Annotated in this window: 18 protein-coding genes; 10 read left to right on the forward strand and 8 right to left on the reverse strand. The window is 67.9% G+C overall.

Annotation, left to right across the window (positions count from 1 at the left end):
- Positions 1-53 precede the first annotated feature (53 nt).
- The 10 genes from AC6HZP_RS05940 (at position 54) to AC6HZP_RS05985 (ending at position 11415) form a co-directional block, all read left to right on the forward strand.
- Positions 54-875, forward strand: a complete 822-nt coding sequence (locus tag AC6HZP_RS05940) for an ATP-binding cassette domain-containing protein (protein ID WP_497525786.1) — start codon at positions 54-56, stop codon at positions 873-875.
- Positions 872-2137, forward strand: coding sequence for a sugar ABC transporter permease (locus tag AC6HZP_RS05945; protein ID WP_497525787.1), 1266 nt, complete (start codon positions 872-874; stop codon positions 2135-2137). Before AC6HZP_RS05940 ends, AC6HZP_RS05945 begins: the two co-directional genes overlap by 4 nt.
- 157 nt (positions 2138-2294) lie before the next feature.
- Positions 2295-3059 carry an SDR family NAD(P)-dependent oxidoreductase gene (locus AC6HZP_RS05950; RefSeq protein ID WP_497525788.1) on the forward strand — a complete coding sequence of 255 codons (765 nt, stop codon included), beginning with the start codon at positions 2295-2297 and terminating at the stop codon, positions 3057-3059.
- A gap of 280 nt (positions 3060-3339) precedes the next feature.
- Positions 3340-4320 carry an ABC transporter substrate-binding protein gene (locus AC6HZP_RS05955; RefSeq protein ID WP_201402721.1) on the forward strand — a complete coding sequence of 327 codons (981 nt, stop codon included), beginning with the start codon at positions 3340-3342 and terminating at the stop codon, positions 4318-4320.
- 101 nt (positions 4321-4421) lie between these two features.
- Entirely contained in the window at positions 4422-5987 is a 1566-nt protein-coding gene (locus AC6HZP_RS05960) for a sugar ABC transporter ATP-binding protein (RefSeq protein ID WP_497525789.1), read from the forward strand.
- On the forward strand, positions 5938-6936 hold the full coding sequence (locus tag AC6HZP_RS05965) for an ABC transporter permease (protein WP_371812958.1): 999 nt from the start codon (positions 5938-5940) through the stop codon (positions 6934-6936). The genes AC6HZP_RS05960 and AC6HZP_RS05965 overlap by 50 nt, the downstream gene beginning before the upstream one ends.
- On the forward strand, positions 6933-7988 hold the full coding sequence (locus AC6HZP_RS05970) for an ABC transporter permease (protein WP_497525790.1): 1056 nt from the start codon (positions 6933-6935) through the stop codon (positions 7986-7988). Before AC6HZP_RS05965 ends, AC6HZP_RS05970 begins: the two co-directional genes overlap by 4 nt.
- Positions 7989-8118: 130 nt before the next feature.
- Positions 8119-9174 carry an aldose epimerase family protein gene (locus tag AC6HZP_RS05975; protein ID WP_497525791.1) on the forward strand — a complete coding sequence of 352 codons (1056 nt, stop codon included), beginning with the start codon at positions 8119-8121 and terminating at the stop codon, positions 9172-9174.
- 283 nt (positions 9175-9457) lie between these two features.
- The gene (locus AC6HZP_RS05980; protein ID WP_497526744.1) at positions 9458-10492 is read left to right on the forward strand and encodes an aldo/keto reductase; all 1035 of its coding nucleotides are present in this window, start codon (positions 9458-9460) and stop codon (positions 10490-10492) included.
- Between the two features lie 224 nt (positions 10493-10716).
- On the forward strand, positions 10717-11415 hold the full coding sequence (locus tag AC6HZP_RS05985) for a FadR/GntR family transcriptional regulator (RefSeq protein ID WP_497525792.1): 699 nt from the start codon (positions 10717-10719) through the stop codon (positions 11413-11415).
- 11 nt (positions 11416-11426) lie between these two features.
- Here AC6HZP_RS05985 and AC6HZP_RS05990 read toward each other — a convergent pair whose 3' ends face one another.
- The 8 genes from AC6HZP_RS05990 to AC6HZP_RS06025 all read right to left on the reverse strand — a co-directional run bounded on the left by AC6HZP_RS05990 (position 11427) and on the right by AC6HZP_RS06025 (position 20574).
- The gene (locus AC6HZP_RS05990; protein ID WP_497525793.1) at positions 11427-12389 is read right to left on the reverse strand and encodes an energy transducer TonB; all 963 of its coding nucleotides are present in this window, start codon (positions 12387-12389) and stop codon (positions 11427-11429) included.
- Positions 12386-12865, reverse strand: a complete 480-nt coding sequence (gene exbD, locus AC6HZP_RS05995) for a TonB system transport protein ExbD (RefSeq protein WP_497525794.1) — start codon at positions 12863-12865, stop codon at positions 12386-12388. Before exbD ends, AC6HZP_RS05990 begins: the two co-directional genes overlap by 4 nt.
- A 5-nt stretch (positions 12866-12870) precedes the next feature.
- On the reverse strand, positions 12871-14010 hold the full coding sequence (gene exbB / locus AC6HZP_RS06000) for a tonB-system energizer ExbB (RefSeq protein WP_497525795.1): 1140 nt from the start codon (positions 14008-14010) through the stop codon (positions 12871-12873).
- Positions 14011-14266: 256 nt separating this feature from the next.
- On the reverse strand, positions 14267-14869 hold the full coding sequence (locus tag AC6HZP_RS06005; protein ID WP_497525796.1) for a biliverdin-producing heme oxygenase: 603 nt from the start codon (positions 14867-14869) through the stop codon (positions 14267-14269).
- A gap of 180 nt (positions 14870-15049) precedes the next feature.
- Positions 15050-17710 carry a TonB-dependent receptor gene (locus tag AC6HZP_RS06010; RefSeq protein WP_497525797.1) on the reverse strand — a complete coding sequence of 887 codons (2661 nt, stop codon included), beginning with the start codon at positions 17708-17710 and terminating at the stop codon, positions 15050-15052.
- 67 nt (positions 17711-17777) lie between these two features.
- Entirely contained in the window at positions 17778-18827 is a 1050-nt protein-coding gene (locus AC6HZP_RS06015; RefSeq protein WP_497525798.1) for a FecR family protein, read from the reverse strand.
- Between the two features lie 112 nt (positions 18828-18939).
- Positions 18940-19455 carry an RNA polymerase sigma factor gene (locus AC6HZP_RS06020; RefSeq protein ID WP_497525799.1) on the reverse strand — a complete coding sequence of 172 codons (516 nt, stop codon included), beginning with the start codon at positions 19453-19455 and terminating at the stop codon, positions 18940-18942.
- A 159-nt stretch (positions 19456-19614) separates the two neighbouring features.
- Positions 19615-20574, reverse strand: coding sequence for a FecR family protein (locus AC6HZP_RS06025; protein WP_497525800.1), 960 nt, complete (start codon positions 20572-20574; stop codon positions 19615-19617).
- Between the last annotated feature and the right edge of the window lie 28 nt (positions 20575-20602).

The raw sequence follows: 20602 nt of genomic DNA on the forward strand, positions 1-20602 counted from the left end.
CGCGGGAGGCCGGGCGGACCTTTCCGATAGACTTGCGAAGGCTTGCCAAAGGCATGACAAACACACAGCAAGGCGCCCCGGCCGCCGGCGATCCGGTCCTGAGCCTGAAGGGTATTTCCAAGCATTTCGGCGCCGTCTCGGCGCTGACCGACATCGATCTCGACGTCCATGCGGGCGAGGTGGTCGCGCTCGTCGGCGACAACGGCGCCGGCAAGTCGACGCTGGTCAAGATCCTCTCCGGCGTGCACCAGCCGAGCGCCGGCACGATCCGCTTCCAGGGCGAGACGGTGACGCTCGGTGATCCGGGGGCTGCCCTTTCGCTCGGCATCGCGACCGTGTTCCAGGATCTCGCGCTCTGCGAAAACCTCGACGTCGTCGCCAACATCTTCCTCGGCAAGGAACTCAGTCCGATGCAGATGGACGAGGTCTCGATGGAGACCCGCTCCTGGACGCTGCTCAACGAATTGTCGGCGCGCATCCCGAGCGTCCGCGTCGCGGTGGCGTCGCTTTCCGGCGGCCAGCGCCAGACGGTGGCGATCGCCCGCTCGCTGCTGCTCAATCCGAAGCTGATCCTGCTCGACGAGCCGACGGCGGCGCTGGGCGTCGCGCAGACGGCCGAAGTGCTCGACCTGATCGAACGGGTGCGCGAGCGCGGCCTCGGCGTGGTGATGATCAGCCACAACATGGAGGATGTCCGCGCCGTCGCCGATCGCATCGTCGTGCTCCGGCTCGGCCGCAACAACGGCGAATTCTCGCCCGACGCCTCGAACGAACAATTGGTGAGCGCCATCACCGGCGCATCGAACAACTCGGTTTCACGGCGCGCCGGTCGACGGCAGGCCCAGGCCGCCCAGCATTCGGAGACCGGCCTATGAGCGACAACAGCAAATCCGGCGCCTCGCCGGCCGCCGTGCCGATGCTGGATCGCCGCGACGAACGCGTCGCGCATGCGGCGAGCCTCAGCGACAGCATCCGCGCCTTTCTCGACCGGGTGCGCTCCGGCGATCTCGGCATGCTGCCCGTCATCATCGGCCTCGTCATCATCTGGACGGTCTTCTCCATCCTCAACCCCGTCTTCCTGACGCCGAACAACCTCGTCAATCTGCTGTTCGATTCCTCGACGGTCGGCATCATCTCGCTCGGCATCGTCTGCATGCTGATGGTCGGCGAGATCGATCTTTCCGTCGGTTCGGTGAGCGGCGTCGCCTCGGCGATCCTTGGCGTGCTCTGGGTCAACCAGGGACTGCCCGTCGCCGTCGCGATCCTGGCGGCGGTCGGCGCCGGCGCGCTGATCGGCTTTGTCTATTCGCAGCTCTACAACCGCTTCGGCATGCCGAGCTTCGTGGTGACGCTGGCGGGCCTTTTGACGTTTCTCGGCCTGCAGCTCTACCTGCTCGGCACGACGGGATCGATCAATCTGCCCTATGGCTCGCCGCTGGTCCGCTTCGGCCAGCTGATGGTGATGCCGGCCATCGTCTCCGTCCTGTTCGCCGCGCTGCCGGGCGTCGTGATGCTCTACACCGGCTACCGGACAGCCGCGCGCCGCCGGGCGGCGGGGCTGTCGTCGCAGTCGTCGGGCGGCATCATCGCCCGCGCCCTCGCAGTGACGATCGTGGCCGAGCTGGTCGTCGCCTATCTGAACCAGGGCCGCGGCGTGCCGTGGATGTTCGCCCTGTTCGTCGGCCTCGTGCTTGCCATGCAGTACGCCCTGACCCGCACGCGCTGGGGCCGCTCGATGTTCGCCGTCGGCGGCAATCGCGAGGCGGCGCGGCGCGCCGGCATCAATGTGCGGATGATCTATACGAGCGCCTTCGTCTGCTGCTCGACGCTGGCGGCCTTCGGCGGCGTCATGGCGGCGGCGCGGCTGGCGTCGTCCAGCCAGCAGGCGGGCACCGGCGACGTCAATCTGAACGCCATCGCGGCGGCGGTGATCGGCGGCACCAGCCTGTTCGGCGGACGCGGCAGCGCCTATTCGGCGCTCCTCGGCATCATCGTGATCCAGTCGATCTCGAGCGGATTGACGCTTCTCGATCTGTCCTCGTCGCTTCGCTACATGATCACCGGCGGCGTCCTCGCCATCGCCGTCATCGTCGACTCGCTCGCCCGCCGCTCGCGCGTCAGCCACGGCCGCGCCTGAGCCGGCCCCGTGGGTGTCGGCGGTCAAGCCGGCACCCATCCCTTGAAAGCTCCGTCGCTCCCGACGCGTCGCGGCGCGCTGGTTGCTGTCCCCATGCCAGTCCTCTCCAGGACGGGTCCCTCCCGCTCATTCAAAATCTGCAAGAAGGAAGACGATCGTGATTCCCAGGAGAGGCGACGGCCAGGCCGTTCTCATCACAGGCGCCTCGCGCGGCATCGGGCGCGCCATCGCGCTGCGCTTCGCGGCCGAGGGCTACCGCGTCGTGGCGATGGACATTGCGCGCCAGGAAGGCGAGCTCAGGGAAGTGCAGGACCTGATCCGCGCGGACGGCGGCCAATGCGACCTCGTCTTCGGCGATGTCAGCAATCCGGGCTCGGTCAAGACCTTCGTCGCCGAGGCCCGCGCGATCGCCGGCCATATCGATGTGCTCGTCAACAATGCCGGCGTGCTGTCGCTCGCCCTGGTCGACGACATCGAGCCCGAGGAGTGGGACCGCATGTATGACGTCAACACCAAGGGCACGTTCCTGGTGTGCCAAGCGCTGCTCGACCAGTTCCGCGAAGCCGGCAAGGGCCGCATCGTCAACATCGCCTCGATCGGCGGCAAGCGCGGCGCGCCGCTGCAGGCACATTACTGCTCGTCGAAGGCGGCCGTCATCGGCTTCACGCATATCCTGGCGCAGGAAGTGGCCAAGGATGGCATCACCGTCAACGCCGTCTGCCCCGGCATCATCGATACCGACATGGGCCGCAACAACTATCGCGATGCCGCAGCCCTGCAGGCGGTCAAGGACAAGACGGCGATGGGCCGCCTCGGCTATCCGGACGACGTCGTCGGCGCGGTCGCCTTCTTCGCCTCCGACGATGCCTCGTTCATCACCGGCCAGGCGCTGAACGTCTGCGGCGGCATCCTTTTCCACTGAGGCCGCCGAGCGGTCCCGGGACGCTCCCTCCCGCGTTCCGGGACCGGACCCATGGCTTTTCCAAGCCCGAAGCGGCAACGCCCGGCGCCCTCGGCGTCGGGCGTCTCGGTCGTATTTATCCTGACCGTTTCGAGGCGAGAGCACGGATTGACATTTGGTCGCCGGGGTGGAAATGTAATCCCTATACAAAATACTGTATCGCATTACAAAACTGATGCGATGCCGGCAAGAACTGCTTCAGCGGTCGCCGGCGCCGGGGAGTTCAATGGGAGGAGTGGCTATGATTACGAGACGTACACTGTTGACGGCTTCGGCCGGCGGCCTGGCTCTGGCAGGCCTGGGCAGCCGCGCATTCGCCGCCGAGCTCGCCAAGCTCAAGCAGAAGGACACCTACAAGATCGGCTTCGCGCAGACGGAAAGCAACAATCCGTGGCGCCTCGCGCAGACCGCGAGCATGAAAGACGAAGCGGCGAAGCGCGGCTGGCAGCTGGTCTATACCGACGCCGCCGGTTCGGCCGCCAAGCAGGTCGCCGACGTGCGCTCGATGATCGCCCAGAAGGTCGACGTCATCCTGCTGGCGCCGCGCGAAGAGAAGCCGCTCATCCCGGCCGTCATGGAAGCGAAGAAGGCGGGCATTCCGCTCTTCCTCATCGACCGCAACGTCGACGCGACGCTGGCGACCGCCGGCAAGGACTATGTCGCCTTCATCGGCTCGGACTTCGTCAAGGAAGGCCACCAGGCCGCCGAGGCGCTGACCAAGGCGGTGAACGGCCAGGCGAAGATCATCGAGCTGCAGGGAAGCACCGGTTCGTCGCCGGCGAATGACCGCATGAAGGGCTTTGCCGACTACATCAAGGACCACCCCGGCATGCAGATCATCGCGTCGCAGTCCGGTGACTTCGCGCGCGACAAGGGCCGTCAGGTGTTCGAGACGCTCTACCAGGCCCATCCGGACGCCACCGCGCTCTACTCGCATAATGACGAGATGACCATGGGCGCGATCGCGGCGATGGAAGCGGCCGGCAAGGTTCCCGGCAAGGACCTGATAATCGCTTCGATCGACGGCACCAAGGACGCGACCCAGGCGCTGATCGACGGCAAGGTCTATGTCGTGGTCGAGTGCAACCCGAAGTTCGGCCCCGCGGCCTTCGACGCCGTGCAGCGCTACGGCCGTGGCGAGTCGATCGACACCTGGCTCGTCAATGTCGACCGCGTCTTCACCAAGGAGAACGCGGCCGAGTACATGCCCGAGGCCTACTGATCGACGGATCAAGGGGGCGCCGCTCGTCGCGGCGCCCCGCTTCGCACGGGAGGCGTATTGGGCGTCCCCCAGATTTCCGCGACAGTCCCCCAGGGTAACCCATGGATACAGCATCTCGACCGGTGCCGCTGCTTTCTATGCAGGGCATCGACAAGAGCTTTGGCGGCGTTCCGGCGCTGACGGGCGCCTCGCTCGAGGTCGCGCCGGCCGAGGTCATGGCGCTGATCGGCCAGAATGGCGCCGGCAAGTCGACCATGATCAAGATTCTCAACGGCGCCGTCGTGAGCGATGGCGGCGCGATCACCTTCGCCGGGGCGCCGTGGTCGGCGACCTCGCCGCAGGCGGCGCAGCGCGGCGGCATCTCGACGATCTTCCAGGAGATCAACCTGATCGCCTTCCGCTCGGTCACCGAGAACATCTATCTCGGCCGCGAGCTCAAGACCCGTTTCGGCTTCCTCGACTGGCGCGCCATGCATGAGGGCGCGCGCGGCCTGCTGGCCCGCTTCGACGTCTTCGTCGACGTGCGCGAGCCGCTGATGAATTTCTCGACCGCGATCCGGCAGATGGTGGCGATCGCCCGCGCCGTCTCGTTCGAGGCGCGCCTGGTGATCATGGATGAGCCGACCTCGTCGCTCGACGAGAGCGAGGTGCAGATCCTTTTCCAGACCATCCGCCAGCTGAAGGCGCAGGGCGTCGCCGTGGTGTTCGTCAGCCACAAGCTGGACGAGCTCTATGCCGTCTGCGACCGGGTGACGGTCATGCGCGACGGCCGCACCGTCGCCGTCGCCGACATGGCGGATATGGGCAAGCTGCAGCTCGTCGCCGCGATGCTCGGCCGCGATCTCGCCGAAATCCGCAAGGCCGGCTCGACCGCCTTTGGCGAAGGCGGCGATGCGATCGGCGGGGAGCTCCTGGAGACCAAGGGCCTCGCCGTCGGCCGCCGCGTGCAGTCCGCCGACATCGCCGTGCGGAAAGGCGAGATCGTCGGCCTGGCGGGTCTGCTCGGCTCCGGGCGTTCCGAGACGGCGCGGGCCGTCTTCGCCGCCGAGCGGCACACCGCCGGCACGGTCCGCTTCGACGGGCGCGAGGTCGATTTCACGTCGCCGCGCGCGGCGATCGCCGCCGGCCTCGGCTTCTGCACGGAAGACCGCAAGATCGACGGCATCGTGCCGGAAATGTCGGTGCGCGAGAACTTGACGCTGGCGCTGCTGCCGGCGCTGGCTCGCTCCGGCATCGTCGACGAGGCGCGGCAGAACGAGATCGTCAAGCGCTTCATCGCCGAGATCGGCATCAAGTGCTCGAGCCCCGAGCAGAAGATCCGCGAGCTTTCCGGCGGCAACCAGCAGAAGGTTTTGTTGGCGCGCTGGCTCTGCATGGATCCGAAGCTGCTGATCCTCGACGAGCCGACGCGCGGCATCGATGTCGGCGCCAAGGCCGAGATCCAGCGCCTGATCCGCAGCTTCGCCGAGCGGGGCCTGGGCGTGCTGATGATCTCCTCCGAGCTCGAGGAAATCGTCGAGGGCGCCGACCGCGTCTTCGTCCTGCGCGAGGGCCGAACGGTCGAAGCGCTCGACAAGGACCAGATCAGCGAGACCGCGCTGATGAACGCCATGGCGCATGGCGGCGAAGCCGATGCAACTTCCCCGAAGGGGGCTACCTTTGTCTGATATCTCCACTTTTCTCAGGCGATGGGGCGCGCTGCTGGCGCTTGCCCTGCTGATCCTCTTCAACTTGGCCTTCACGCCGCATTTTGCCACCACCCAGACGCTCGCCATCAACCTGACGCAGGTCGCGGTGGTCATGGTCGTCGGCGTCGGCATGACGCTGGTCATCGCGACGGGCGGCATCGACCTCTCGGTCGGCTCGCTGATGGCGATCGCCGGCGCGCTGTCGCCGATGATCTTCACCGGCCAGCTGTTTCCCGTGCCCAACCTCTATGTCGGCATCGCGCTCGGCATCGTGCTGCCGGTCCTGGTGGCCGGCATGTTCGGCTATTTCAACGGCTGGCTGATCACCCGCTTCTCGATCCAGCCGATCATCGCCACGCTGGTCCTGTTCATCGCCGGCCGCGGCATCGCCCAGGTCTGGACGAATGGCGACCTGCAGGTGTTCAAGGTGCCGGAATTCCAGCAGATCGCCATCGGCCGGCTGCTCGGCATTCCCTTCCAGGTCTGGATCATGGCGGTGATCGTCATCGCCGCCACCTGGACCCTGCGCAAGACGGTGTTCGGCCGGCAGGTTCTTGCGATCGGCGGCAACGAGGCGGCGGCGCGGCTCGCCGGCGTTCCGGTCCGCCGGGTCAAGACCCTCGTCTATGTCATCTCGGGCCTCTGCAGCGGCATCGCCGGCATCATCGTCATCGCCATGAACTCTGCCGCCGACGCCAATCTGATCGGCCTCGGCGTCGAGCTCGACGCGATCGCGGCCGTCGCGGTCGGCGGCACGCTGCTCACGGGTGGCCGTGCGACCATCCTCGGCACGCTGATCGGCGCGCTCATCATCCAGCTCGTCCGCTACACCCTGCTCGCCAATGGCGTGCCGGATTCGGCGGCTCTCATCGTCAAGGCCGGGTTGATCATCCTGGCCGTCTGGCTGCAGCGACAGGACAGGGCATGACCTCGATCGCCACATTCCGCGGCGCGGCCCGCGAGATCCGCTTTCCCCAGGGGCTCGGCGTCGTCCTCCTTCTCCTCGCTCTCGTCGCCTTCGGCGGCTGGCGCTACGACGGCTTCCTCGGCAGCTACAACGTGCTGTCGGTGCTGCGCTATTCCTCGATGTTCGCGCTCGTGTCGCTCGGCATGTGCTTCGTCATCATGACCGGCGGCATCGACCTGTCGGTCGGCTCGGTCGCGGCGCTCGGCTCGGTCGTCTCGGCGATATTGAGCCCCTATGGCCTGCTGCCTGGCCTCGCCGGCGGCGTGCTGGTCGGGGCGGCGGCCGGCGCCATCAACGGCCTCGTCATCACGCGGCTCAAGATCCTGCCGTTCATCGCGACGCTGGCCGTCATGCTGGCGGCGAGCGGCACGGCGCTGCTGCTGGCCGGCAACCAGTCGGTCTCGGTCTCCTATGACACGGCGTTCATGACGCTCGGCCAGGGCGACCTGCTGGCGCCGCTCAAGCCCGAATGGATCGACGCGGAGGATGCGGGCTGGCTCGCCGGGCCGCTCGGGATCCTGTTCGACTTCCCGACGCCGGCCTGGATCGCGCTCGCCGCCTATGTGCTCGGCGCGGTCGTCATGCGCTGGCGCGCCTTCGGCCGTCACGTCCTCGCCGTTGGCGGCGGCGAGGAGGCGGCGCTGCTGATGGGGCTTCCCGTCGGCCGCACCATCTTCGCCGTCTACCTGATTTCCGGCAGCCTGGCCGGGCTCGCCGGCGTCATCCTGGCGGCGCAGTTCGGCGCGGGCCAGCCCGTCGAGGGCGCCGGCTGGGAGCTCTTCGCCATCGCCTCGGTGGTCGTCGGCGGCACGCTGCTCACCGGCGGCAAGGGATCGATCGTCGCGACGCTAGCCGGATCGCTGCTGCTCGGCCTGATCTACACCATCCTCAATTTCGAGAATGGCATGGGCTGGATCTCGCTCTCCGCCTACTGGCAGTCGGTCGTCCGCGGCGCCTTCCTGCTGGTCGTCGTCATGGTCCAGGCGAGCTTCGTGAAAAACACCAGGAACTGATCGCGGCTGGCGGCGCGGTCGACCGCGCCGCCGTCGGGTCCACCATGCGGAAGGCCTGCCTCGGGCGGGCTTTCCTTCTCATGCCTTCGCGCCCAAGCGAGGCGGCAACCAGGCTCGGGGGAGAGCAAAAATGATCGAGAGCTTCGTGTTCGGGCATCTGGACGGCGAGGTCGTGCGCGGCTTCGTCCTGCGCAATCGCAACGGCCTGTCGGCCAAGCTGATCACCTATGGCGCGCGGCTGACCGAATTCCACGCGCCGGACCGTTCCGGTGAGATGGCCGACATCGTGCTCGGCTTCGACGACGTCGCTTCCTATGTCGCCACCGACACCTATTTCGGCGCCACCTGCGGCCGTTATGGCAACCGCATCCGCGACGGGCGCTTCTCGCTCGGCGGCGAGGCGTTCCAGCTGTCGCTGAACGAGGGCGCCAACCACCTTCACGGCGGCATCGCCGGCTTCGATCGCAAGAACTGGGACGCGACCGTCGACGAGGCGACCAACACGGTCACCTTCTCCGCCGTGTCGCCGCATGGCGAAGAAGGCTATCCCGGCACCGTCCACCTCTCGTCGAGCTACCGGCTCACCGACGACAACCGGCTGGAGATCGCCATTCGCGGCATGACGGATCGCCCGACGATCCTGAACGCCGTGCACCACACCTACTGGAACCTGGGCGGCCACGGCTCCGGCGACGTCCGCGACCAGGTGCTGGTCCTCAATTCCGATTTCTACACGCCGATCGACGCGGAGCTTTTGACCACCGGCGAGGTTCTCGCTGTCGCCGGCACGCCGTTCGATTTCAGCGTTCCGAAGCCGATCGGCGCCGATATCGATGCGCTCGCCGATGTCGGCACCGGCCATCTGGTCGGCGGCGGTTATGATCACAATTGGTGCCTGAAGGGCGAGGCTGACGATCTCCGGCTTTGCGCCCGCGTCGTCGACCCCGCCTCGGGTCGCGGCCTCGAGCTGCACACCACCGAGCCCGGAGTGCAGTTCTATACCGGCGGCTATCTGAACGAGACGGTCATCGGCAAGTCCAACACGCCCTATTGCCGTTTCGCCGGCTACACCTTCGAGACGCAGAAGTTCCCGGATACGCCGAACTTCGCCCACTTTCCGAGCACGACCGTGTCGCCGGGCGAGGTCTATGACCACCGCATGTCGGTCCGCTTCTTCACGGAATAGATATCGTTCGGATCCCGAAACAAATCGCCGCCGCGCGCCACGCCGGAGCACGGCGGCGATCGAAGGGAAACGCAGCGGCAGTCATAGGTCCGGCGGCGTCGCCCCGACGTCATGTCGGCTCTTGCCGTGGGGTCAATTCTCGCGTCCCTTCTCGGCGCTGCGAGGTTCCGGATTGCACCGATTCGCAGCGCCAGAATGTGAGGGGGGTCTTTCCGGCAGCCGAATGCGGCGCTCGGGACATGCCGTGTGACCGCCTGTGCCCGCCACCGACACCGGATGAGTGATCTCGATGAAAGCCTCTGACAAGAAGCATCTCAAGCGTTCGAATATCGACCTGACCCTGCTCGGCCTCGGCACCGCGCCCTTCGGCGGCCTCTATGCGCCCGTCGCGGTCGAAGACGCCGCCGGCGCCATGCAGGCCGCCTGGGATGCGGGCCTGCGCTATTTCGACAGCGCGCCGATGTACGGCCTCGGCCGCGCCGAGCACCTGATGGGCCATTTCCTGCGCGAGCAGCCGCAGGACGCCTTCCACATCTCGACCAAGGTCGGCCGGCTGATGAGCTTCGAGCGACCGGGCCGCGTCCTGCCGCCGGAAGCGCCGAAGAACGAGTTCGATTCCGGCTGGAGCAACGGCCTGCCGTTCCGCGAGGTGTTCGACTATTCCTACGATGCCATCCTGCGCTGCTATGACGACAGCCGTCAGCGCACCGGTCTCGGCCGCCTCGATATCCTCTTCCTGCACGATATCGGCCGCGTCACGCATGGCGAGCTGCACGATCATCACTGGGGCGCGCTGACCAAGGGCGGCGGCTTCCGGGCGCTGGCCGAGCTGAAGGCCGCCGGGCTGATCGCCGGCTTCGGCCTCGGCGTCAACGAATGGCAGGTGATCCGCGACGCCATGCAGGAGGCCGATCTCGACGTCTGCCTGCTCGCCGGGCGCTACACGCTGCTCGACGGCGACGCGGCCGAGACCTTCCTGCCGCTGGCGAAGAAGCATGACGTCGATCTCGTCATCGGCGGCGTGTTCAACTCCGGCATCCTGGCGTCGACGTCGGGGCGCAAGAAGTTCAACTATGTCGACGCGCCGGCCGAGGTGCTCGCCAAGGTCGAGAAGCTGGAGGCCGTATGCCGCCGCTTCGACGTGCCGCTGCCGGCCGCCGCGATCCAGTATCCGCTGCGCCACCCGGCCGCGACAGTGGTGGTAATCGGCGCCAAGACGGCGGCGCAGGTGAAGGGCAATGTCGAGTGGTTCGAGCGCGACATTCCCGAGGAACTCTGGACCACGCTCGAGTCCGAAGGCCTGATCCCGGCGATCTGACCGGCCGGCCGCTTTGCTGGCTTGAATTATGGCCGCTCCATCGGGGCGGCCATTTTTCGTGGAGGATGCGGAATTGGGCCTGACGTGGCCATTCCGGAGTGTTCATGCGGCGACGAAATTGTCGTCGGCGGTGGCCTGAAGACGTAACTCGGCGTATGAGCCATCATGAGAACGGGCAGGGCGGGCGCCGCCATTCCGGTTTCGATGAAAGGACAGATGCCGCGATGGAGATCAATCCGAACAAGGTCAGCCGGCTGGGGCTTCCCGCTCAGGTCGCCGCCTTTGTGCGCTTCGAGATCCTGCGCGGAAACCTGAAGCCCGGCGACAAGCTGCCGACCGAGCAGGCCTTCGCGGCACAGCACGGCGTCAGCCGCGCCGTCATCCGCGAGGCGATCGCCAAGCTGCGGCATGAGGGGCTGGTGGTCTCGCGCCACGGCATCGGCGCCTTCGTCGCCTCGCCGGAATCCGCGAACTCGCTGACGCTCGAGCCGAACAGCCTCGCCGTGCCCGAGGATTACCGGCATCTCTACGAGCTCCGCCGGATGCTGGAGACGGGCGCGGCCCTGCTGGCGGCGCTGAACCGGACCGAGCAGGATCTCGAGGAGATGGCCCGCTGCATCGACAATATGGCGGCGGTGCGCGACCTGCACAGCGTCTATGTCGAGACGGATATCAGCTTTCACCGCGCCGTCGCCGGCGCGACGAAGAACCCGTTCGTGTCGCTGTTCATCTCCTTCGTCGACGTGAAGCTGCAGGAGAGCATCCTCGTCGCGCTGCGCTCGCTCGATTTTGCCACGACCTCCCTCATCGCGATCGACGAGCACCGCCGCATCTACGAGGCGATCCGCGCCGGCGATCCCGTTGCCGCCTCCGACGCGATGCTCGCGCACCTGACGAACTCGTCCCGCCGGCTGGGGCTGTAGAGCCCCACCGTCTACAGCTTGAAGCGGACCGGCGCGGTGATCGTCTTGTTGGCGCCGGGAGGCGGGGGCGGGACGGGGGAGGCCCTTTTGACGAGGGAGAGGACCTCCTCGTCGAGATCCGGGAAGCCGGAGGATCGGGCGAGCGCGACGCTCAGGACGTTGCCGCCGTCGTCGACGGTGAAGTGGACGGTGACGATGCCGGTCTCGCCGCGCGAGCGGGCGCCGGCCGGATAGCGCTTGCGCCGCTCGAGATGCGCCATCAGCCGCGACTGCCAGCGCGCCGGCGACATCGAGGCGGAGAACAGGCCGGTCATCGACTGCCGCGCCGCGGTGCGGTTCGACTGGCGGACTTCGGCGGCGGCCTCGTTGCTTGCCCGGGAAGCAGCCGACGGCGCCGGGCGCGGCGGTTTTTTGGCCGTCCCCTTGGCGGGTTCCTTGACCTTCTCCCGGGTCTGCTCCTTGGGCGGCTTCGCCTCCGCCAATCGGGTGACGGGCGGTTTCGGGCGCGGCGCCGGCAGCGGAACGGCGACGGTCTCGGCCTCGGTGACGGCTTCCTCGACCGGTTCGATCTCGTCGTCGAGCGGCTCGACGGCAGCGGTCTCCTCGACGGGCTCGACCGTCGCTTCGGCGATCTCCTGCGGCTGCGCCGCCTCGACGACCTCTTCCTCGACCGGCTGCAGTTCCTCCGGGGTCGGCTCCTCGACCGGCTCGGCCATGTTCGGAGCGATCTCGGCCGCGAGCTCGGGATCCGGCGAGATCTCGGTCTTCTCGGTGACGACGGCTTCCGGCTCTGGCGCCAGTTCGATCATGATCGCCGGCGGCGGCGAGGAATCGGCAGCCGTGATCGGCGGCTCGCGCATCAGCCAGGCGGCGGCGCCGACATGCGCACCGAGCACGACGAGCCCGGCGCCGGCCCAGAGCACGGTCTCGCCGATGCGCGCGCCTCGTCCGATCGAGCGGCTCCAGTCGCTCATGGGGTGGCTGCGCCCGCTGGGACGGTCGCCGGCGGCGCGTCGCCCGTCGCGGCCTCGGGCAGGACCTCCAGCCCGACCAGGGCGATCTTCAGATAGCCGGCCTCGCGCAGCAGGTTCATCACCGACATCAGCTCGCGATAGGCGACGGCCTCGTCGGCGCGCAGGAAGATGCGGGCCTCCTTGTCGCCGGAGGTGAAGCGGTCGAGGGCGGCGGCGAGTTGCTCACGCGGGACCGCATCGTTGCCGACATGCAGCGCGAGGTCCGATTTCAGGGTGAGATAGAGCGGCTCGTCGGGCCGCTCCTTCGGCTGCGCGGTCGAGGCCGGCAGGTCGATGTCGACGTCGACGGTCGCGAGCGGCGCCGCCACCATGAAGATGATGAGCAGCACCAGCATCACGTCGATGAACGGCGTGACGTTGATCTCGTGGTTTTCTTCCAGTTCGCCGCTGTCGCGCTGACGGATGCCTCCGGCCATGTCGGTTACCCCGCCAGCCGGAGATTGGCCGGCACCTTGGCGTAGTCGAGATCGCGGCTGACCAGGCGCTCGACGCCGGTGGCGGCGTCGGTCAGCAGCTGGCGATAGCCCGTGATCGAGCGGGCGAAGACGTTGTAGATCACCACGGCGGGGATGGCGGCGACGAGGCCGATCGCGGTGGCGAGCAGCGCCTCGGCGATGCCCGGCGCGACGACGGCGAGGTTGGTCGTGTGCGCTTCCGAGATGCCGATGAAGGCGTTCATGATGCCCCAGACGGTGCCGAACAGGCCGACGAAGGGCGCGGTCGAGCCGATGGTGGCGAGCGCGCCGGTTCCCTTCGACATCCGCCGTCCCGCCTGCGCCTCGATGCGGGCGAGGCTGGAGCCGAGCCGCTCCTTGACGCCGCCGTCGCCGGCATAGTCGAGGGCGGCGAGCGAGCGGCGCAACTCCTCCTCGGCCGAGCGGACCATGAAGGCGCCGGGGCCGCCGCGGCCGGAAAGCGCGCGGCCGGCGTCGACGAGGCTGTTGGCCTGGAGGATGACGGCAAGCGCGCGGCGGATGCGCGCGCGGGCGCAGGCGATCTCGACGGTCTTGGCGAGCCAGATCGTCCAGGTGATCAGCGACGCGACGGCGAGGCCGATCATCACCGCCTTCACGACCCAGTCGGCCGCCATGAACATGCCCCAGGGCGACAGATTGTGCGGCAGGTCCGCGCGGGGTTCCGGCGCCAGAAGCTGGTCCAGCAGGCTGGTTGGCGACGAGGTCGTTGCGGGGGAGGGAGCCGCGTTGGCCGGGGTCGATTCCGGCGGGGTGGCGGTGGACGCTGCCGGCGCAGCCGGGGCCGGAGCGGCTGCAGCAGGAGCGGTGCCATCAATGGCGGGTGCCGCTGGAGCCGTCGAGGCTGGCGTCGGCGTGGCCTCTGAGGATGCCGGAGAAGCCGCCGCCGGCTCGGTGCCGGTCGTGGGCGCAACGACTGTCGGGGCGGGCACCGGTGTCGACGCTTCGACGGCCGGGGCTTCGCTCGTTCCGGAGCTCTGCGTCGCTGGCGAGGACACGGCTGCGCCGCTCGTCTCCTGCGCCAGGGCAAGGCCCGCCGGCAGCAGCAGCGTCGCCGCGAGGACCAGTCCCAGGAGAGCGCCCGCCATGCCGCCGTCCTGGCGACGGCCTCGGAGGGCTCTGGCGGCGGGCTCTATCGGGTCGGACATGGTCGGCATCTCTCTACGGGGTTCATGCGACGGCCCGCGCCGACCTGGCCGGTTGGGGGCGAGGTCGACGCGGTTCCAATGGCGATGTCATTTTTGGGTGCCGACGGGCGAGAGAGCCCTGGGTGCCTAGATCAAGAGGCTTCGGCAGGCATGGCGCCCGCCGCGGCCGGGGATCGCGAGGGGCCGCGATCCGGCGTCAGGGGAAGTTTTCCGTCACCAGGCCGTGCACGCGCCGGAAGGCGGCCTTCGCCCCCTCCATCATGCGCGCCTCTTCGGCCTCGTCGAGCTCGACCGTGTCGAGGGCGGCGGTAAAAGTCTTCCAATGCAGGCCGCGGCCCTCGGGCGCGCCGGCGAGATGGCGGGCGCCGAACGTCTCGGAAAGCCCGAGCTTCGCGGCTTCCTTGATCAGGAACGCGGCGCCGAGATTGGAGCCCTCCGCCACATAGAGCCAGCCGAGCGCCGTCGGAATGTCGGGATCGGCGCCGAAGGCGGGCTCCGTCACCGGGGCCGGAACCTCGACCGCGAGATCGCCCAGATCCTGGCTGACGTCGTCGAACCGGCGCCGGCCGGCGAGGTCGGGCAGGAGGCCGTCGAGAACGGGGTCGGAATAGAGCGCGTCGATGTCGCGGTGGAACTGGTGCTGCACGGCCAGGAAGCGGGCATAGCGCTCCCGGCTCTCGAAGGGACGGCCGGCCATGATCGCCTGGTCCAGCCTGCCATGCGTCTCGTTGGTCTCGGCCTTCAAGCGCTTGGCGCGGCTCGCTTCCAGCGGCCGGACGGTATCCATAGTATCGCTCATGCCTGGGAAACCTTCTCCATGAGATGTGTTTTGCCTGGGGTCGCCTGATCGAAAGGCGAGGGCGGAACCGGGTGTTCCGCCCAAGCCGATGGGATGTGCTGTCTCTCTGCCTGATACAAGCCGGATGTCCGGATTTTCTCTCTTCGCGAACGATTTGGAGGGGATGCCGGAGCCCGCGTCCTAGAACTTGGCGGTCAGGCCGGCGCGGATCGTGCGGCCGGGAGAGGGGATGGCACCAGTTGACATCGGATCCATGTAGTAGCGGTCGCCGAGGTTCTCGGCGCTGAAGTCGAGGGTGACGTCCTGGCTAACCTTGTAGCTGCCGAACAGGTCGACGATCGTGGACTTGGTCCAGACGGTCGGCGGGTTGACGGCGCCCGGTGCCAGGCCATAGCCGCCGAAGCGCTCGCCGAAGGAATAGACCCGCGTCCCGACCGTCAGCCTCTGGTCGAACAGCCGCGCGCCGGCGGTCACCGTGCCCGAATATTTCGGCGGGACGTTGGTGATGCCGTAATCCGTCGCGGCGGCACCATCGCCGCAGGCGCTGTTGGAGCCACAGAACCGGATGTCGTCGTATTTGGTGAAGCCGGCTTCGACGAAATAGCTGCCGGTATCGTACATGGCCGAGAGCTCGTAGCCGCGGAACTTCGCCTTGTCGATGTTGGACCAGGTGTAGATGAATTCCTGGTTGCGGCCGCGGATGATGTAGTCGTCATAGTTGTTGTCGAAATAGACGGCCTTCAGGCGGAAGGCGTCGCCGGTCCGGAAGAGATCGTCGCGCTTCACGTTGAAGCCGAATTCGACATTCTTGGAGATTTCGGGCTTCAGATAGGCGTTGTGAACCAGTCCGCCGGCGCCCACCGCCGACCATTCGCGCAGGCTCGGCGGACGCCAGCCCTCGATGTAGCTCGCGAAGACCTGCAGGCCGTCGAGCGGCGTCACCGTCACCGTGCCCGACGGATTGACGCGCGAGGCCTCGCCCGCCGGCAAATCACCGAGGATCTCGCCCTTTCCCTGGCCCTCATAGGAATCGTAGCGCACGCTGCCTTCGAGCCGCAGCCAGTCGGTGACGTCGAGCCGGGTTTGGTTGAAGGCGCTCAGCAGCAGCCGGTCGCCATTGGCGTTGACGCTGGCATAGATGGGCGGGGTGTTGGGATAGGAAAGGAAGGTCTGGTTTTCGCGCGCCCGCTCGTCGACGAATTCGAGGCCGTTGTTCAGCGTCAGCACGCCGAAGCCGGTCTCGACGACGGTGCGGTTGGAGACGTCGCCGCCATAGGTCCGCACCCGCGTCTTGCCGTCAGCGCCGGAGCCGAGCGTAAAGGCGCGCAGCGTCTCGCTATAGGTATCGACGTCGGAGGCCCACAGATTGGCCGTCAGGTCGATGTAGTCATTGCCTTCCGGATTGTACTTGTAGGTCGAGGTGAAGGTGTTGGTCGTCGTCTCGCTCAGGCCGAACTGCTCCGCCTTTATATTCAGGAACGGGCTGAGGGCGAAGCCGAGGACGGTCTCGTTATTTTCGCCATACTTGTTGTTGTAGCGGATGTAGCCGAGTTCCAACGACTGGCCGTCGCCCCATTTGACCTTGCCCTTGGTGAGGAGGGTGGTCACGTCCTGCGAGGTGTTGAAGACCTCCTGGCCGGGGCCGAACGGCGAGAACCTCTTTTCCGACGGCGGCTGCCAGACGACGCGGTCGTCGACATAGGTGGAGGAGCCGTTCTTGCCGGCGAAGTAATTGCCCTGCTGGCGCCGCGCGAGGGCGGCGACGAACTCGTAATTGTCCTCGACGACGCCGGCGGCGAGATTGCCGGTCCAGGCATCGCCGTTGAAGAGGTCGGACCCGTCGTCGCGGATGGTCTTGGAGCCACGCGCCTGCGGGCTCTCCGTGTTGCTGCCGAGGCTTCCCTTCAGGCGCGCGCCATAGGTCTTGCCGTCCGCGACGATATCGCGGGCGGTGATCGTCCGCATGTTGACGACGCCGCCCATCGCGCCGGTGCCGCCGGCGCCGCTATAGGGGCCCTTGTTGATGTCGACGCCAGCCAGCAGGTCGGGATCGACATAGACCTCGCTGCGGCTGCCGCGATAGCCGCGATAGGAGCCGTTGGACTGGCGCGTGCCGTCGACCATGACGTTGACGCGGCTCTGGCCCTGCAGGCCGCGGATGTTGAGATCCATCGACGCGCCGACGCGGTTGCCGGTGGCGTTGACGCCAGGCGTGTTGCGGAAGATGTCGCCGACCGAGGTCGGCGGTAGCCGCTCGATCTGGGCTCCCGAGATGTGCGCGACCGAGCCGGGCGAGGCGAACGGCAGGTCCGAGGCCGTCGTGCCGCCACCGGCCGTGACGTCGATGACGTCGAGGACCGTCGTGCCGTCGCCCGAAGCCGCCGCACCTGCCGTGGCCGGATCGACCAGCGCGGCCGAGCCGGGGGCGCCGATGCGGACCTGCAGGCCGGTGCCCGCCACCAGCCGTTGCAGCGCCTGCGCCGGCGTCATCGTGCCGGTGACGGCCGCCGACTTCTTGCCCCGCGCCAGCGCGGAGGAATAGCTGATCTGCCAGCCGGTCGCGCCGATGAAGGCGTTGATCGCGGCGGGAAGCGGCTGGGCGGGAATGGAGAAGGCAATGGCCTGGCTGCCGGTCGCAGCCGGCGCGGCGGATTGCGCCGAGGCCTGCATGGGGGCGAGGCCCGTCGCCAGGCCGATCACGGCGGAGGTCACGAGCAGCGATGCGAGGCGGCGTTTCGAGCGTCGGCTCTCCCCTGCGCCGGTACCTGCGCCGGTGGTCATCATCCCGTTCGTCATGCCGCAAAGCCCCTTTTCCAGATCGAAGAGGCCGTCCGGCGTCACGCCGAAATCGACCTCTCACACACCCGACGTTCGAGGGGAGCGAAACCGGAAAAGAAAAGTTGAATTTCTAGCGAAGGATTATGACGCCGCCCGGCAGGGCCGTCAGCGTGACGCCGGCGGCATCCGCCAGGGACTGCAGCGCGCCCTCTATGTCGGTCGTCCTGTAGTTGCCGCTGACGCGAAATCCATCGGCCAGGCTGGCGGTGACGAAGATGGGGGCGCTGCGATAGCGGCGCAGTTCCGAAAGCACCTTGGCGATGGGCTGGTCGTCGAAGACGATGCGCCCCTGTCGCCAGGCGAGCGCCGTCGTCGGATCCGCCGGCTCGACGGCGGAAAGCCCGCCGGCGCTTGCAAAAATCTGCTCGTCCGGTTCCAGCGTCGCGCGGTCGGCCTGTTCGGACGTGCGTCGGACCTCGACGCGGCCGCGCTCGAGGATGACCGCGTCGCGCGCCTCGTCCGCCCGCACCGAGAACGCCGTGCCCTTCACCTCGACGACGCCGAATTTTCCCGCGACGTGGAAGGGATGCGCGGGGTCGTGCAGCACGTCGAAGAAGGCCTCGCCCTGCAGCAGACGCACGTTCCGGCGTCCGCCGTCGAAATCGAGCGCGACGGCCGACGCGGTGTTGAGGATCATGGTCGAGCCGTCCGGCAGCCGGACCGTCGCGCGGTCACCGGCGGCGGTCAGATAGTCGGCCTGCCAGCGCAGCCACAGCGCCGGCGCCTGCCAGATGCCGATCGCCAGCATCAGGAGTGCCGCGACGGCGCCGAGCTTCAGGCGCAGCCGCTTCGCCGGGGGAGCGCTCGCCGTCCGGCCGGCGCGTCGCGCGGTTGTCTGGGTCGACGACGGCGGCGCGACGGGCAGGCTGCGAACGGCGGTGGCGAAGGCCGACGATCCCCAGATTGCCTCGAGGTCGGCAAACGCCTCGGCATGGCGCGGGCTCTGCTGGTGCCAGGCCTGGAATTCGGCCAGTTCGGCGGCGTCCGGCGTCGCGTTGCGCAGGCGGGCGAACCAGTCGAGCGCCTCCTCCTCGATGAGGTCGACGGTCTCGTCGTCCTGCCTGCCGGTGGGCGGCATGGCTTCGGCGCGGACGTCGTCCTCTGAACTCTCTCGTCCCACGCAACTCATCCGATCGTCTGGGCCTTCGGGTCTTTATAGAGATGACGTTTCGCAGTCTGGAATCCGGCAAAAAAAGTTTCGGGCGCCGGATCGCCCGCCCGCGAGGCCCCGATCAACCTCTGTCCTTCCGCGCCAGCGCATCGCGGCAATGCGCCATGGCGAGCTTCAGATCGTTGAAGACGGTGCGCTCGGAAACGCCGAGATGCAGCGCGATCCGCGCATTGGTCCATTCCTCGATCCGGCTCAGCCGGACCACCTGCTGCACGCGCTCGGGCAAGGTTGCGAGCGCGGCCTGGAACAGCCGCAGCCGTTCGCGCTCGATGATCTCCGTTTCCAGCGAGGGCGTATCGGCGGGGATGTTCTCCAGCATTTCGTCGCTGAGGCCGTCCGTCTCGACGCGGGCCCGCGTCTTGCGCCGGCGCAGATAGTCGAGCGCCAGATTGCGGGCGGTCTGGTGCAGGAAGGCCTCGATGTGCTCGATCGGACCCGCCTCGATCGCCTTGTGGGCCCGGACATAGGTCTCCTGCGCCAGATCCTCGGCAATCTGCGGGTCGCGCACGATGCGCATCACGCTCCAGGTCAGGGACCGGCGATGCAGTTGAAATGCGTCGTTCAGGATCGTGGGCATGACGGGAGGCGGCGCGGGGCAAGAGCAGGCTCGCGCATCGTCGACACGGCGAGTGGGGGCAACCTGAGCCGTCAGATAGTCCAGCCGAAAAGATCACGCAACGCCAATGATTTAGACTGTCTCTAGACTGATCCCGTCCGTGCCTGTCGCCGCTTCGGCTCAGAGCGGCGAGATCACGGTCAGGAAGGACGAGGCCTGGCGGACGCGGCCGCCGGCCGGCAGCACCGCCGCCTCGAGCGCGCGGCGCGGGTCGGCGAGATCGAACAGGCCGCTCACCCTCTGCGCCCCGACGAAGGGATCGGCGATGAGGATCCGTCCGGGCACCCAGCGCCCGATCCGGGCGACCAGCGCCGACAGCGGTTCCCGGTCCGCCAGGATGAGCTTGTCCCGCCAGGAGCCGATCTGGCCGGGTTCGCGACGTCCGCGCTCGACCGCCTGCTGGGCGGGATCGAAGCTCATCCAGTCGCCGGCATCGAGGCTGAGCGTTGCCTCCGCCTGTCCGCCGGCCTGGGTCTCGACGAGCCCCTCGTCGACCGAGACGCTGACGATGCCGGCGTCGCTCGATACGTCGAAGGCGGTGCCGCGCGCAATGGCGGTGAGATCGCCTGCCTCGACCTGGAACGGACGGCCGGTGTCCGCCGTCACGTTGAAGAACGACATGCCCTTCAGCAGCACGATGCCGCGCCGGGCGTCGCTGAAGGCGATGGCGATGGCGCTGTCGGGGCCGAGCGTCGCCAGGCTGCCATCGGGCAGATCGATGCGGCGGATCTCGCCCTTGTCGGTGATGTGGTCGGCGCGGGCGCGAAGGATCGCGTCGGGGCCGAAGAGCGAGCCGGCGGCGAGCGCGCCGAGGCCGACGGCGCCGCCCAGCATGAAGTTCCGGCGCGAGGGCGCCTGACGCCGCCGGCGCTCGGCCTCGTGCCGGTCGGTCAGGACCTTGCCGCTCATGCCGTGCACGTCGGAAACCTGGATCCAGATCCGCTCATGCTCGGGACTGCGTGCCCGCCAGGCGCGGATCATCTCGATCGCCACCGGATTATTGGGGGCCGTCTGCAGGCGGATCACCAGGTCGATCGCCTCGTCGAGCAACCGATCGGTGTCCGGTGTCCTTTCGCTCATGCTGCCCCTCCCGGCCGGCCCGCACGAT

Source organism: Kaistia sp. SLG-1 (genome assembly GCF_059699055.1).